Source organism: Methylophaga sp. UBA1464 (assembly GCF_002325665.1).
Classification (GTDB): Bacteria; Pseudomonadota; Gammaproteobacteria; order Nitrosococcales; family Methylophagaceae; genus Methylophaga.
This window is the reverse complement of sequence record NZ_DCSO01000040.1, coordinates 12709-27441: the sequence shown is the minus strand read 5'-3', so window position 1 is coordinate 27441 and position 14733 is coordinate 12709. Positions and strand designations below refer to the sequence as shown.

General features: G+C 45.6%; 13 protein-coding genes. 9 read left to right on the top strand and 4 right to left on the bottom strand.

The window, feature by feature from the left end; all coding sequences use genetic code 11:
* Nucleotides 1-23 precede the first annotated feature (23 nt).
* Nucleotides 24-1508, bottom strand: a complete 1485-nt coding sequence (locus B3O33_RS04030) for a RimK family protein (RefSeq protein ID WP_292361347.1) — start codon at nucleotides 1506-1508, stop codon at nucleotides 24-26.
* A 167-nt stretch (nucleotides 1509-1675) separates the two neighbouring features.
* Here B3O33_RS04030 and B3O33_RS04025 point away from each other — a divergent pair, with 167 nt between their 5' ends.
* From B3O33_RS04025 to B3O33_RS04015, 3 genes are all read left to right on the top strand, one after another.
* Nucleotides 1676-2746 (top strand): DUF2817 domain-containing protein, encoded by a 1071-nt coding sequence (locus tag B3O33_RS04025; protein ID WP_292361346.1) that lies wholly within the window; start codon nucleotides 1676-1678, stop codon nucleotides 2744-2746.
* Nucleotides 2730-3860 (top strand): GNAT family N-acetyltransferase/peptidase C39 family protein, encoded by a 1131-nt coding sequence (locus B3O33_RS04020; RefSeq protein ID WP_292361345.1) that lies wholly within the window; start codon nucleotides 2730-2732, stop codon nucleotides 3858-3860. The genes B3O33_RS04025 and B3O33_RS04020 overlap by 17 nt, the downstream gene beginning before the upstream one ends.
* A 61-nt stretch (nucleotides 3861-3921) precedes the next feature.
* A complete protein-coding gene (locus B3O33_RS04015; protein WP_292361344.1) occupies nucleotides 3922-4377 on the top strand; it encodes a TerB family tellurite resistance protein in 456 nt (151 codons plus the stop codon).
* Between the two features lie 74 nt (nucleotides 4378-4451).
* Here the strand turns inward: B3O33_RS04015 and B3O33_RS04010 are convergent, their stop codons facing one another.
* Nucleotides 4452-5249 (bottom strand): hypothetical protein, encoded by a 798-nt coding sequence (locus B3O33_RS04010; RefSeq protein ID WP_292361343.1) that lies wholly within the window; start codon nucleotides 5247-5249, stop codon nucleotides 4452-4454.
* 67 nt (nucleotides 5250-5316) lie between these two features.
* On the opposite strand from B3O33_RS04010, the gene B3O33_RS04005 reads away from it, so the two are divergent.
* The 6 genes from B3O33_RS04005 to B3O33_RS03980 all read left to right on the top strand — a co-directional run bounded on the left by B3O33_RS04005 (nucleotide 5317) and on the right by B3O33_RS03980 (nucleotide 11363).
* Nucleotides 5317-6177, top strand: a complete 861-nt coding sequence (locus B3O33_RS04005; protein ID WP_292363001.1) for a Fe2+-dependent dioxygenase — start codon at nucleotides 5317-5319, stop codon at nucleotides 6175-6177.
* A gap of 123 nt (nucleotides 6178-6300) precedes the next feature.
* Nucleotides 6301-6840 carry a sigma-70 family RNA polymerase sigma factor gene (locus B3O33_RS04000; protein ID WP_292361341.1) on the top strand — a complete coding sequence of 180 codons (540 nt, stop codon included), beginning with the start codon at nucleotides 6301-6303 and terminating at the stop codon, nucleotides 6838-6840.
* The gene (locus tag B3O33_RS03995; protein ID WP_292361340.1) at nucleotides 6837-7811 is read left to right on the top strand and encodes a FecR domain-containing protein; all 975 of its coding nucleotides are present in this window, start codon (nucleotides 6837-6839) and stop codon (nucleotides 7809-7811) included. Before B3O33_RS04000 ends, B3O33_RS03995 begins: the two co-directional genes overlap by 4 nt.
* Nucleotides 7812-7891: 80 nt before the next feature.
* On the top strand, nucleotides 7892-10348 hold the full coding sequence (locus B3O33_RS03990; protein WP_292361339.1) for a TonB-dependent siderophore receptor: 2457 nt from the start codon (nucleotides 7892-7894) through the stop codon (nucleotides 10346-10348).
* A 172-nt stretch (nucleotides 10349-10520) separates the two neighbouring features.
* Nucleotides 10521-11042 (top strand): MauE/DoxX family redox-associated membrane protein, encoded by a 522-nt coding sequence (locus B3O33_RS03985; protein WP_292361338.1) that lies wholly within the window; start codon nucleotides 10521-10523, stop codon nucleotides 11040-11042.
* Nucleotides 11043-11066: 24 nt separating this feature from the next.
* Nucleotides 11067-11363, top strand: a complete 297-nt coding sequence (locus B3O33_RS03980) for a Rho termination factor N-terminal domain-containing protein (protein ID WP_292361337.1) — start codon at nucleotides 11067-11069, stop codon at nucleotides 11361-11363.
* A gap of 40 nt (nucleotides 11364-11403) precedes the next feature.
* On the opposite strand, the gene B3O33_RS03975 is transcribed toward B3O33_RS03980, so the two are convergent.
* Together B3O33_RS03975 and B3O33_RS03970 are read right to left on the bottom strand one after the other, a co-directional pair.
* Complete coding sequence (locus B3O33_RS03975; protein ID WP_292361336.1) at nucleotides 11404-12564, bottom strand: DUF748 domain-containing protein; 1161 nt, start codon at nucleotides 12562-12564, stop codon at nucleotides 11404-11406.
* A 110-nt stretch (nucleotides 12565-12674) separates the two neighbouring features.
* Nucleotides 12675-14733, bottom strand: a 2059-nt coding sequence (locus B3O33_RS03970; RefSeq protein WP_292363000.1) for a catalase, incomplete at its 5' end; no start/stop codon positions are given.

Below are 14733 nucleotides of genomic sequence, written 5' to 3'. Positions count from 1 at the left end.
CTTTTTTATTTCAACGTAGCCGTTTATTGGCGATGGGATTTACGCGCTTCCAGTCTTCGCAAAAACTCTCGCATAATATCGTCATATAAAGCTGGCCCCAGATAAGCATCTTCCACACCGCTATCGATGCTCGGATTGTCGTTAATTTCAATTAACACCACCCGGCTGCCACTTTGCTTAATATCGATACCATAGAGCCCATCTCCCACCAATTTCGCCGATTTTGTAGCAATTTTTAGCACTTTTTCCGGTACTTCGGAAATTGGCACCGCGGCTGATTTACCTGAATCGGTGCCTTTTTTGGTGTTGTGGTTATAGATCTGCCAGTGGCCTTTACTCATAAAATACTGACAGGCATAAATTGGCTTGTTGTTGAACACACCAATTCGCCAGTCGTAATCAGTGAACATAAATTCCTGCAGTAAGATTATCGCCGATTGCTGGAAAAACTCTGCCGCGTTACTTCGCAGCTCATCAACATTATTGACCTTGATAACCCCTTTGGAAAATGCACCGTCAGGAATTTTCATTACCAGTGGAAAAGTGGCTTCTGCACCGATTTTTTCCAGACCGGCTTTATCATTGCGATACAGCAGATGCGATTCCGGCATTGGCAAATTATGTTTTTCCAGCAGTTCTTTCAGATAGATCTTATTGGTGCAGCGGATAATTGATGTCGGGTCATCAATGACAACCAACCCCTCGCTTTCAGCCCGCCGGGCAAATTTATAGGTGTGATTATGGATCGCTGTTGTTTCACGGATAAACAAGGCGTCATACTCAGCAATCCGAATATAATCTCGCGGTGTGATCAATTCCACATCAATACCGATACGCTTACCACTGGCGATAAAACGTTTTAATGCCGTCGCATCGCTGGGCGGCATTTTTTCATCCGGGTTATGCAAAATGGCCATGTCATAACGATATTGGCGACGTTTGGAAGGTTTGCGCCATAATTTATGACTGAACGCATCCAGCGCATTGGCAAAATTATCCTGTTCACTGTCACTGAGCTGATTGAGTGGAGCCGCTTTAATAGACGAAATCAGCCAATGACCTTTATGACTGAATTCGATTTCGATGATTGGGCAGGGATACTGTTCGAAGATCTGTCTGGCCAGCTTTTGCAGACCCTTAAATTCACACTGGCCAAAAAAAACTTTGAGGTTAAAGCTGGTCTCGGATTGTTTATCGCTGGCGGCGATGACTTTATCGAGCTGTGTTCCAAAATCGGATAAGTCGTAGGCATACAGGCTTTTGCGAGATAAATCATTGATGGTTCGCAAACTTGGCATTACCCGATGCCCACGTGCTTCGGCCACCATGGAACAGTAATAGCCGGGGCTCAGGTATTCCAAGCCATGACAAAGGTTAATAATTTGCGCACGCTCGCTCGCAGTAGGAGAGGGCGTTTGCAAATAATCATCCACAGCGATGACCTGCGCACTGGGAAAATAAGGCGCCCAGTCTTCAATATTTTCCAGGATTATCAGATGGTTAGTCATATGATGTTAGCGTTGCTCCGATTCAGGTTAGCCAGACGATTTGTGCATCATAAAGTGATTGTGTCATGGTTGTGATAAATATTTTTGCCACTATGCAGTTTATCTGGTCAAAATCATAAAAGTCGCCTATTCTTCGCCGAAATTTTATGTACAGGAGAGTTGTTGCCATGTATGCAGATGCCGTTCTGAGCGTGTTTTCACAACGCTATGCTGACGCAAGAGACAAGTTTATCTCAGCAGTGGAAACAAGCTCCATTGTCGAGCGGGTCAATAATATTGTCCACCCGCTACGTGGGCCGAAAAACGAACGCTTATTCTGCGATATTGCCTGGGCCGGCAGCCCCAAGGCAAAAAATATTCTGGTGTTAGTGTCCGGAATACATGGTGTTGAAGGTGGTGTGGGCTCTGCCATTCAATCGGATTTTGTGGGACGTCATCGACGATTACCTGCTGATGTGTGTGTGGTCATGGTTCATGCATTAAATCCCTGGGGATTTGCCTGTGCCAGTCGCAATGATCATGAAGGTATCGATATCAATCGTAATTTTGTCGACTTTGATTCCAAGTTACCGGATTCTGATGAGGCGGTAGCCATCTGGGAAAAACTGAGTAAAAAAAAGGATGCCGTTGAGCAGGTTGGTGACCAGCGGGAGCAGTTTGATAAGCTCAGCCAAGGCCAATACACCAAAGCCGATGCCCTATACTATGGTGGCGATAAACCCAGTTGGTCACGCCAGACCATTGAACAATTAATGACTCAGTTAAAGCCGGAAAAACGTGAAAACGTGGTTGTTATTGATATTCATAGCGGCCTGGGACCTTATGGCTATGGTGAATTGATCTGTGACCACCTTCCTAAAACGGCTGGTCAAAAAAAGGCGCGTGAATTATTTGGCCCCACGGTAACGGAACCGGCTCTGGGTACCTCTACTTCGGGCGTAAAACATGGCCTGCATGATTATTTCTGGCATCAGCAAGGTGATAATGTGTGTTTTCTGACGCTGGAATTCGGCACGTTTAGCAATCAGCAAATGCTGAAAGTCCTGTTTGCTGATCAACAGCTACAACAATCCGGCAAGGTTGACTGGTCTGATCAGAAAACACTGGATATCAAACATGCCATGCAGGATTTTTTCTGTCCTGATGAAACACAATGGCAGGAGTTAGTATTGTTCCGTGGACGCCAGGTCATTGAAATGGCTTTGGAAGGTTTAACCGCCAATGCAAATGGTCGTTAACCAACAGACTGATCCGATAATTTTTCGTGCGGCCACCTTAGCTGATGTAGATGCCCTGCTGGCAATTGAAAATGTCTGTTTTGATAGTGATCAACTGTCCCGACGTAGTTTCAAATGGATGATCAATAAGGCTAACGCCTTATTATTAGTGGCCGAGCAACAACAAAAATTAATGGGCTATGTGCTGTTGCTATATGCCCGAGGCACTTCGCTGGGGCGTATTTATTCGCTGGCGGTATTACCTGAATATCGTAATCAGAAAATTGCCAGAGCATTGATGCGGGAGGCCGAACAGGCTGCATTGACCGCCGGCAGAAGCTTTATCCGTCTGGAAGTGCGACCTGATAATGTGGGTGCCATCAAACTATATGAGAGCCTGGGCTATCACCAGTTTGAAATTGTCACCGACTACTATGAAGATCATGCCAATGCGCTACGTATGATGAAAGTATTGCAGCCACAACCAGAAGAGTTGCATCAGCAAGTATTTCATTATTCTCAAAGTACCGATTTTACCTGTGGTCCTGCCAGTTTGATGATGGCGATGAAAACACTGCAACCGATAATGCATCTGGATCGTGGACTGGAATTACAACTTTGGCGAGAAGCGACCACCATATTTATGACTTCCGGACATGGTGGCTGTAGTGCTCAGGGGCTGGCCCTGGCCGCATGGCGACGCTATTTCAAAACCAGCCTGATTACCAATAGTGATGATGTGCCGTTTGTTAATGGTGTGCGCAGTGAAGATAAAAAAGCGGTAATGGAGTGTGTGCATCAGGACTTTATGCAACAACTGGAAACCTCGGATGTTGAGCAACAGATGCGTCATATTGATGTGAATTTATTGCGGGAGTACCTGAACCAAGGTGCGCTGGCCGTCGTGCTGATTAGCTCGTATCGTCTGAACCAGAACAAATCGCCACATTGGGTGGTGCTGGTGTCGATTTCAGATACCTTTGTTTATTTTCATGACCCTGACATTGATTGGGATGATGACAAAACGCTGACGGACAGCTTTTATGTGCCAGTGACCCATAAAGAATTTAATCGCATGTTGGGTTACGGCAAGCCTCGCTATCAGGCGGCTGTTATCTTGCATTCGACCAAATAAACCCCATTTATTATTCGAACTTGCCCCCTATAAACAAGTCTCTGCAGTACAGGAGAACCTCATGATCGATAAACTCAAACAATTCTTACAACGTGAATTACTCAGCGATAACGATACCGGAGATGGTGCGCAAGTTTCGGTCAAACTCGCTGCAGCCGCCTTGATGGTGGAGGTGATTGCCTCTGATTATCATTTCAAAGACGAAGAGCGGGAAATGCTGTTGACCATTTTGCAGAGACGCTTTTCACTCGATAAAACTTCGGCAGAAAGTTTGCTTAATGAAGCTGAGCAAGCTCACAAATCAGCCACTGACTATTTTGCTTTTACCTCAGAAATCAACCGCCAGTTCAGCCAGAAAAAGAAAGTTGAACTGATACACTTGCTTTGGCAACTCGCTAATGCTGATAACGAAATTCATCAAATAGAACAACACGTTATTCGTCGCATCAGCAATCTGTTACATGTCGAGCACAGTGATTATATCGCCGCCAAGCTGGCGGCAACAGGGCATACTTAATAAGCTTGAAACTTTGTGTGGAAGCATTCCACTTTCCAATGTTGAGCAAAGATTTGAACGAGTCCTGGTCCTGTTTATAGTCCTAACGCTGCAATCTCAATCCGTGCTGCAGCACCATACAGTTTAGAAGCATCACCATCCACATCGCCCTCTGGGGCAATACTTGGCCATAAATCAGCAAGCTCATCCAGATAGCCTTCAACCTGTTTAACAGCCTCAGCTGATTCATTGCGAGTGGCTTTAGGCAATTGTTCCAGACGGCGATTGGCGATTTGGGTAAAGCCGTAAGCATCCTGATATTCATGCAGATTAACGAGTTTGCCGTTTTCAACGCCCAGGGCATATTCTTCACCTGCCGTGCGGACCAGGTCTTTGATACTCTGCAGAGTGTTTTTTAAATCGGGTTTCACCACAGCTTCAGCCGCTTTGATGCCGGCTTCCAGTTGTTTGTATGCCTCATCCACTTCTTTCTGAGGAGCTTGGCTGGTTACTGTGTCAGCCAGATTGCTCAGTGCAACATCAAAACGTTCGCCACCACGATATTCAATAGAGGGAACCAGCCCGGCATAAAGCTCATCACGGGGATGTTTCATATGGGTAATCGCCATATCGACCTGGCCTTGTTTATACAACTCATAACCCACCAGCAAGTGACCGCGAATCAGACCCAAGCGTGTTAAAAAAGCGACATCATTGGTTTTCAGATCGGTCTCGCTAACACCGTCACCTTCACCCTCACCAGCGGCTGCCAGCGTGATATTTTCGTGGGTGAAGTGTATATCATGGGACACATTCGCGGCAGCGGCATTCAGGCTGATGCCGCTGGCCAAAGCCACGCCAATGCTTAACCATTTTTTACGATTTTCTTGCATAGTCTGTCTCTCTGAGTGGGGGTATGATAAGTTATCTACTTTGCCATAAATGAGAAGCATTCTCAATATGATCCTGCATCTTTCACAGTGTTTATCAGCGATTGATCTCGACGCTATTAATGCATCTATAAAGGATATCCTGTTTCATGACGGACAGAGCACGGCTGGCCGGGCTGCCATTCAGGTAAAACATAATCAGCAGGCTGATATGCTGGAAGTTGGCGGTGTGTTAAAGCTGGTTGAACAACGCCTGCTGGCCAATGATTTATTTTTACAGACCACCCATGCACAACAATTTGTTCGACTGCTGGTAAGTCGTTATAAACCCGGCATGCGTTACGGCACCCATGTCGATGAAGCATTGATCAACAACCAGCGCACGGATATTTCATTCACCTTATTCTTATCTGATCAAACCCAGTTTCAGGGCGGCGAACTAGTGTTAGAAGACAGTAGCGGTGAACGTAGCTGGAAACTGGATGCGGGTGATTTACTCATCTATCCCTCTACTTACCTGCATCGCGTCAATGAGGTCACAGAAGGCGAACGACGAGTTATCGTCGGTTGGGTGACTAGTCGGATACGTGATCCTAATCGACGGGAGATTCTGTTTGATANNACCCAGTATCAGGGCGGCGAGCTGGTGTTAGAAGACAGTAGCGGGGAACGTAGCTGGAAATTGGATGCGGGTGATTTACTGTTATATCCCTCGACGTATCTGCACCGGGTTAATGAAGTTACCGACGGTGAAAGACTGGTTATTGTTGGTTGGCTCACCAGCCGGGTACGGGAGCCAAATCAACGGGAAATTCTGTTTGATATGGAGCAGTCAGTCCGTCAAGAATTCAATTTAAACGGTAAAACAGAGCAATATGATCGCCTTTCGCGAGTACGCAATAATCTGTTACGACAATGGCTGGACCGTTAAAACCTTCAACGTTTATCGGCAAGGCCATTCAACAGTTAGATATTTTTAGGGATTGCTCTCATTAATTAATTACCCTAAAATGCAACTGCGAATCATTATCATTAACAGTTGCGAATAATTACTATGAATGCGCCATTGTCTCCACCACCGACAGAAAGTCTTGAAAAACTCTATCAAAACAATTTCAGCTGGTTGCAAAATTGGTTGCGTGAGCGGTTAAGTTGTTCTCATCAGGCCGCTGATTTGGCACAGGATACGTTTGTCAGACTGCTTTCTGCACCTGACTTTCATGGCAAAGTTGAAACGATTCGTGAGCCTCGTAGTTATCTTGTGACTGTTGCAAAACGGGTGATGATTGATCATTTCCGTCGTCGCACGATTGAACAATCTTATCTGCAGGCCTTGATGCAACAACCCGAACAGGAAGGCATTTCGTCAGAGCAAAGTTTAATTGTTCTGGAAACGCTGTATCGCATTGATGCGATGCTGGATGGTTTAGGGGCCAAAGTGAAAAGGGCATTTTTGATGTCCCAGTTGAAAGGCATGACCTACCGCGAAATCGCTGAGGAAATGGGCATATCAGAAAGCTCGGTGAAAAAATATATGGCCAAAGCCACCCAGCATTGTCTGTTATTTTCGTTATATGAGCAGCTTGATGCATGAAAGCGACTTTAGCGAGATTAACACCGCAGCAGCAGAAAGCGCTGGCGGATGCAGCTCAGTGGCATGTGGAACTCACGGCGGACTCCAATGCTGATAAAACACAGCAAGCCTGGCAAAGCTGGTTATCGAAACAGCCTGAAAATCAATGGGCCTGGCAGCAACTGGGAAATCTGCAACAACAACTCAAGCAACTTCCCGGTGATCTGGCATTTAATTCTCTTAAACCAGACACAGAAGAGCAACCTTCAAATACTCGACGAAACATACTGAAAAGTATTGCTGGTATGGGTGTTATTTCATCTTCTAGCTGGCTGACTTGGCAGTATTCACCTGCCAGATTGATGCTGGCGGATCATCACACTGAAACGGGTGAAATACGCGAAGTGCAACTTGCGGATGGCTCAATCGTTATGCTGAATAGTGCTTCAGCAATCAATGTCGATTTTTCGGAGGTGGAACGACGGATTAATCTGCAACAAGGTGAGATTATGATCTCCACCAATTCAACCAATGATATCCGGCCTTTTTATGTGCAAACCCGCCAAGGTTTATTAAAACCATTTGGGACGCGGTTTTCTGTTCAGCAACAAAAAGATTACACGATTCTGTCGGTGTTTGAGCATCAGGTAAAAGTCAGTTTGCCTAATAAACAGCAGACCATTTGCACGGCAGGTAATCAGTTGATTTTTACCCAAACGGAATTTGAACCTTTTGCGCCACTTGTGGAGGGTGAAGACGCCTGGGTGCAGCAAAAGCTGATTATCAATGATATGCCGTTGGACAGTTTTTTAAATGAGCTGGCCCGTTATCGGCCCGGTGTAATTCGTGTTGAACCTGAGCTGTCGAAATTTCATATCAGTGGCACATTTGATGTGAGCAATACTGACCAAGCGTTAATGGCGGTAACGCGGTTATTCCCAGTAGATGTCACATTTCGCAGCCGTTATTGGGTGACTGTTCATTCGGCGTAATTCAATAACTTATACCTTTTTAAATGCTAACTCGTCTTTGTGGATAACCCCTTAACAACGTTATTCATACAAGAGGATTTATGCAAACCACTTTATCGATACCCCAAAAAACACCTGTTGTTCGTGCCATTCAGCGGATAACCGGCACCAGCAGACATTTGTTGTTATGTAGTGCGTTATTAATGCCTGTCCTGGCATATCCGACCAACATCTATGCAGAGACAGTCACCCAGAGTTATTCCATTCAATCCGGTGAGTTAGGCAGTGTGTTAAACCGTTTTGCCAGTCAGGCAGGTGTGAATATTTATTTTGATGCAGCGTTAACCCGAGGTCTTCAAAGCTCAGGACTCACTGGTGAACATTCTATTGATTCGGCTTTGCAGCAATTACTGCAAGGTACCAATTTGCAGATTGTTAAAACTTCTGCAGACAGTTATCAGCTGCAAGCCAATTCTTCTAACTCAACATCAGAAGTGGATAGTGTGACACTGGCACCGGTTCAGGTCAGTGCGACAGGTATTGGTAATACGACTGAAGGCACCAATTCCTACACAACAGGTTCAATGAATACCGCGACAAGATTAGGTTTATCGATTCGGGAAACACCGCAGTCGGTATCAGTTATTTCAAGACAGTTGATGGATGATATGCAGCTGGAGTCGCTGACTGATGTCGTTAATACGGTGACTGGTATTAATGCAAAATCTTTAGATAGTTCTCGATTTGGATTTTCGGCTCGTGGTTTTGATATTGATAATTATCAAATAGACGGTGTTCCAACCACTTGGTCATCTGGTTGGGCGGCAGGTGAGTCCCAAATGGACACCGTTATTTATGATCGTATTGAAGTGGTACGTGGTGCCAGCGGATTGATTTCCGGCGCGGGTAATCCCTCTGCTGCAATTAATTTAGTACGCAAAAAAGCTGATAGCAAAGAATTTACCGGGCATGCTTCTGTGAGTGCAGGCAGTTGGGATCGCTATCAGGGCACGGTTGATATTTCGACACCGCTTAATGGAGCCGGAACAATACGTGGTCGGGTAGTGGGTAGTTATGTGGATGAGCGTTCCTATGTCGATTTGCTGGAAAATGAAAAAACCGTGTTTTATGGCACATTAGCGGCTGATCTCACTGACAACACCTTAATGAATGTCGGCATCAGCCAGCAACAGAATAAACCCACGGGTTCAACCTGGGGTGGTTTGCCAACCTGGTTCAGTGATGGCGGCAGAACCGACTGGTCGCGTTCAAAAACTACGGCAGCCGACTGGACGGAGTGGAGTTCAACACATACCAATTATTTTGCCAATGTTGAGCATGTATTTGATTCTGGTTTAAAGCTTTATGCCGGATATACCAAAAACATTAATGAAGCCGACTTACGTTTGTTATATCTCTCTGGGGCACCTGATCGTGTAACCGGACTAGGATTATCTGCCAGCCCGGCCTGGTACGATGTGGAGAGAGAACAGGATACTATCGATATCTATGGCTCACTGCCATTTGATTTTGCTGGAAAAAGTCATGAATTCACGGTGGGCTTCATGCATAGCAAACAGGATTTAACGACTGATAACCGTCCACGCGTTGCCACAGCGCCAGGAAGTTTTTATGACTGGGATGGTTCGTATCCAGAGCCTGAATGGGGTGAAAAAACCACCTACACCACCCAAAACACCAAACAAGTCGGTGGTTATGCTGTTGCTCGGCTGACCCTTGCCGACCCACTGAAATTAATCCTGGGTAGCCGCATTACTAACTGGGAAATTGAAGGCATGAAATGGAATGGTGACCGATACAACTTTGATCATCATCAGGTTGTTACTCCTTATGCTGGTTTGATCTATGAGATTAATGATATCTATTCAGCCTATGTCAGTTACACCGATATCTTTAATCCGCAGGATTACCAGGATCGTAATGGAAATTATCTGGACCCGTTGGAAGGGGAGAACTATGAAGCTGGCATCAAGGCTGAGTATCTGCAAGGCCGCCTCAATGCAATGATTTCTGTTTTCCGTATTGAGCAGGATAATCTGGCGCAGGTAGATGCGGGTTATTTGATTCCAGGTACCATTAACCAAGCTTATTACGCTGCAGAAGGCACGACCAGTAAAGGCTTTGAAGCCGAAATTTCGGGTGCCATTACCGATAACTGGAATCTGATGGTGGGCTGGTCACAGTTTCAGGCAGAAGATGCTGACGGAACGGCAGTCAATACACGTTATCCGCGTCGAACAGCGACATTGTTTACTACCTATCGCTTAAATCAATTAACTCTGGGGGGCGGTGTGAACTGGGAAAGCTCGAATTATACTTTGGCGACTAATCCTTTAGGCCAGACCGAAAAGTTAAAACAGGATAGTTATGCGCTTGTCAGACTGATGGCTAAATACCAGGTAACACCTGCATTGAGTGCTCAGCTGAATATCAATAACCTGTTTGATGAAAAGTATTACACCAACATTGGTTTTTACAGTCAGCTGGCCTATGGTGCCCCACGTAATGCCAATCTGACATTGAAATATGATTTCTGAGTAAATTAGAAATCAGTTTGAATATCAAGGCTCTGCCGGTCTTACCGGCAGAGCCTTTTTATTATATTTAATAAGCTGTTACCATCTTAACTATGGCATCTGTGCAGTGCTTTTCAATATTCCTTTCCCAAGACTTTTATCCCACTGAAATCCACCGATAAGGAGATTTCCGATGAGTCAGCCCGCTTTTAAACAACGTCAGCCGGATCGCGGTAAACATCTGAAAGATTACTGGCCTTTGCTGGCATTAATTTTAATCAGCGCAGTTGCTGCGTTGGCGATAAGTTATTCAACTCAGGTCACTATGCTCAACTGGATGCACTATTTTATGGGCATCTTTTTGTCGATTTTTGCTTTGTTAAAACTGTTTCATCCTTCGGCGTTTGCTGATGGCTTTCAGATGTATGATTTACTGGCCAGGAAAAGTCGGGTTTATGCCTATTTTTATCCCTGGCTGGAGCTGGCTCTGGGCCTGGGCTACCTGTCATTTTTTATGCCGCAACTGGTTTATGCATTCACCATCTTGCTATTGGGATTCGGTGCTATCGGGGTGATTCTGGCGTTGCGAAAAGGGCTGGATATCAATTGCCCTTGTATGGGGTCAATTCTGGATGTGCCACTCAGTACGGTTACTTTAACTGAGGATATAGGCATGGTGGTGATGGCCCTGATAATGTGGACGATGCTGATTTAATACGATGAACAGGAGGAACACATTATGGTTGCCGAATGGACAGATAAAGACGAACGTCAGTATGAGCACATAAAAGAACAACAGAAAAAAACTGGTAAAAAGACGGATAAAGCAGAACAAATCGCGGCTCGCACGGTGAATAAACAGCGCCGAGAAGAAGGCCGTACACCGAGAAAAACTACTCAGGGAACAGGCAATCCCAATTCCTCATTGGAGTCACGGACACGGCAGGAGCTGTATAACCGGGCCAGCCAATTGAATATCAAGGGGCGGAGCAAAATGAGCAAGTCGGAACTGGTGACCGCTATTCGTAATAACTGACAAATAGCGGCTTTTTATCAAAGTGGCGAGACGTTATTAATTAATCGCATTGTTCCCACATAGGCTGAAGCTGGCAGTTCACCGCTTTTGTTTCAGTTTCAGAATCATTGCGAGATTCAGGTTCTGTGGTTTTAACTTCCGATGGGGATGTATCAGAATTGGTTTCCCTGCCAAAATCACTCTCAAATGCATCCACAAAGGCATTTTGCAAGATGGCGAGAAAAGCCTGCCAGGCACTGGTATCAGGGTTATCAAGATTGCCACGGATTTCAATTTGGGTGGCAATGCGGTCTCTAGGTTCATTGCGGAATATCTGGCCAAATGCACCGACAATCGCTTGCCAGGCCGCACTGAAAACGCCTTCTTCCAGATCTTTTTCCAAATCAAAGATTTCAACATTATCCATAACGGGTTTTGCATAGCCGGTTAACTGGGCCTCATCGGCTTGTAATTCCATGACAAAGTCACCGTTACCGGATTTGAAATTAAAATTGCCGTAGGCCTCGGAAACCTGATTGAGCTTGGTCAGATCGATTCCGGTGATTTTTAACTTGAGTTCAAAATTATGAAAATCCCCTAATGGGTCCAAGCGGCCGCTTAATGTGGCATCGGCGTTATCAAATAGCCGTCCCTCCACGTCAAAATTGGCATATTCCAATCCTTCGTTGCGATCGGTATTACTCAAATTGGTGATCTCACCATTCAGTTGATAAAACACCAGATGAACCGGGGGATCAGAGGTAAAGTTATGAAAATGGATTTCACCATTATCAATATTTAATCGATCAATCTGTAATGGAATAATCTCCTGCACCGTCTGACGCCAGGTGGATTTTTCTTCGGGTTTGTCGTCAGTTTCGTCATCCACCAGATGAATTTCGGCATTCATCAAATCCACATCGGCTACCACTTTACCTGCTAAAAGTGCAGCCCAGCTCACAGAGGTGTCGATGGTTTGTGCTTTAAAAAAGACGACTTCAGGTTGGTCTTTTTTGGTGATTTCCAGTTGGTCGACAGAATAGGCACCGCGCCAAAGGTGGATATCCACATCGGCTATCTCTCCTTGATATTCGCCTATATCCGCCATTTTGCCATTCAAATAGTCCTTGACGATGGACGGCAATTGCATGCGCAGAATAATCAACGCGATAAGCAGCAGCACAATAATAATCAAGGTATAGGAATAGCGTCTGGCGACCATGGTGATCTCCTGTTAAGACGTCTTAGATGAATCACAACAGAGCAAAATCACCCGCCAGATTATTCAGACGGGTGATCAGACTCATAAGGTGATTCAAACCTAAAAACCATCTAGTCTGCCCGTTGCCAAAAACGAATATCACGACAGTTTTGGGTGAATTCGTCCGTGGTTTTGTTATTGGTTAACTGCATACAGCCTTCGTCCAGCATTTCACTGAGACCGGCTTTTTTCATAAGCGGCATGGCATCTTCTACGTAACCGATAAATTTCTTGTGATTAAAAGCATCACTGACAAAGGTGATGGCCGGTGGCATATCTGCCAGCATTTTCACGGCGTCGCTGCCGGGCAGAATCACAATGGCATCAAATAGCACCGAAGGGCCGCCATCCACTTTTTCATCGACCATGATACTGTCACCGTCGCTGCTGGTGATTTCACCGGTATGTGGGGCAACCACTTCCAACATGGCTCCTTCTGCTTTAAGTGACTTCTTAAGCGATTTGAAAATATCGGCATCAAACCCATCGGTCATCAATACACCGACTTTACGGCCTTTAAAACTATCAGGACCATTTTTGAGAATGCTCAATTTGTCAGAAGCGGGCAGATCATCACGCGTTGGCATTGCTGCATCAGCCGGTTCCGGCAACGGATCGATGCCCAATTTATCAGCGACATTTTCGGCTAATTGTTGATCAATGTTCAGCAGATGACTAACCATGCGTTTACGGATTGCCGGTGTTTTGACTTTACTGAGCTCAAACGCAAATGCATTGATAATATGCTGCTGCTCCGTTTCAGTCTGGCTGATATAAAACTGTCTGGCCTGGCTGTAGTGATCAGCAAAGGTTTCGGAACGTTCACGGACTTTTGGTCCAGATACATCTTCAGGATAACTTTCAAAACCTTTTACCGGACATTCACGTGGACCACCTTCTTCTTCGCCCCAGCTATTCGGTTCGTAGTTGGCCCGACCGGTCGGATTGCTCATTGCCATATGACCATCCTGCTGGAAATGATGCATCGGGCATTTCGGTGCGTTGATTGGAATGTGGGTGAAATTGGGTCCACCCAGACGTTTTAACTGCGTATCGAGATAGGAAAAATTTCTGCCCTGCAGCAGGGGATCATTAGAATGATCGATACCTTTGACGATATTCTGGGTACAGAACGCAACCTGTTCAGTTTCAGCAAAGAAGTTACTGACCACCCGATCCAACACTAAACGACCGACAATACGAATAGGTACCTGCTCTTCCGGGATAAGCTTGGTGGCATCCAGCACATCAAACTCAAATTTTTCGGCAAATTCTTCATCAAAAATCTGCAGTCCCAGTTCCCACTCAGGGTAATCTCCCTGACTGATGGCGTTCCATAAATCACGTCGATGGAAATCCGGATCGGCACCGTTGATTTTTAACGCTTCATCCCATAAAACAGACTGCATGCCCTGTTTTGGCTTCCAGTGAAATTTAACAAACTGGGACTTGCCGTTTTTATCTACCAGTCTGAAGCTGTGTACGCCAAAGCCTTCCATAAACCGGAATGAGCGTGGAATCGTGCGATCGGACATTTGCCACATCAGCATATGCATGCTTTCCGGCATCAATGACGCAAAATCCCAGAAATTATCATGGGCCGATTGCGCCTGTGGAAATCCGCGATCGGGTTCTTCTTTGACGGCATGAACCAGATCAGGAAATTTCATCGCATCCTGAATAAAAAATACCGGGATATTGTTACCCACGATGTCCCAGTTGCCTTCTTTGGTATAGAGCTTGACGGCAAAGCCACGAACATCACGGGCCAGATCAGCTGATCCTTTATTGCCTGCCACGGTCGAGAAACGTACAAAAGCCGGGGTTCTTTCGCCTTTACGCTGGAAAATATCAGCAGAGGTAACGTCTTCTAATGTTTCTGTTGTTTCGAAATAGCCGTGAGCACCAAAGCCACGGGCATGAACGACCCTTTCTGGAATACGTTCGTGATCAAAATGAAACAGCTTTTCGCGCAGGATATGATCTTCCATTAATGTCGGACCACGGGCTCCGGCTTTTAGGGAATTCTGATCGTCGGCAATCGGGCCGCCTTGCTGGGTAGTGAGTGTGGAGGTATTCCCGGTCGCTTGCTGATGAGGTTCGCCACCATGACCTCGGTTTGTTTTCGGA

Bases quoted from the DNA above. Each gene is read 5' to 3' on its own strand.
- B3O33_RS04000 (WP_292361341.1), top strand. From the start codon at position 6,301: ATGAATGCGCCATTGTCTCCACCACCGACAGAAAGTCTTGAAAAACTC.
- B3O33_RS04025 (WP_292361346.1), top strand. From the start codon at position 1,676: ATGTATGCAGATGCCGTTCTGAGCGTGTTTTCACAACGCTATGCTGAC.
- B3O33_RS03995 (WP_292361340.1), top strand. From the start codon at position 6,837: ATGAAAGCGACTTTAGCGAGATTAACACCGCAGCAGCAGAAAGCGCTG.
- B3O33_RS04015 (WP_292361344.1), top strand. From the start codon at position 3,922: ATGATCGATAAACTCAAACAATTCTTACAACGTGAATTACTCAGCGAT.
- B3O33_RS03975 (WP_292361336.1), bottom strand. From the start codon at position 12,564: ATGGTCGCCAGACGCTATTCCTATACCTTGATTATTATTGTGCTGCTG.
- B3O33_RS04020 (WP_292361345.1), top strand. From the start codon at position 2,730: ATGCAAATGGTCGTTAACCAACAGACTGATCCGATAATTTTTCGTGCG.
- B3O33_RS03980 (WP_292361337.1), top strand. From the start codon at position 11,067: ATGGTTGCCGAATGGACAGATAAAGACGAACGTCAGTATGAGCACATA.
- B3O33_RS03985 (WP_292361338.1), top strand. From the start codon at position 10,521: ATGAGTCAGCCCGCTTTTAAACAACGTCAGCCGGATCGCGGTAAACAT.
- B3O33_RS04010 (WP_292361343.1), bottom strand. From the start codon at position 5,249: ATGCAAGAAAATCGTAAAAAATGGTTAAGCATTGGCGTGGCTTTGGCC.
- B3O33_RS04030 (WP_292361347.1), bottom strand. From the start codon at position 1,508: ATGACTAACCATCTGATAATCCTGGAAAATATTGAAGACTGGGCGCCT.
- B3O33_RS03990 (WP_292361339.1), top strand. From the start codon at position 7,892: ATGCAAACCACTTTATCGATACCCCAAAAAACACCTGTTGTTCGTGCC.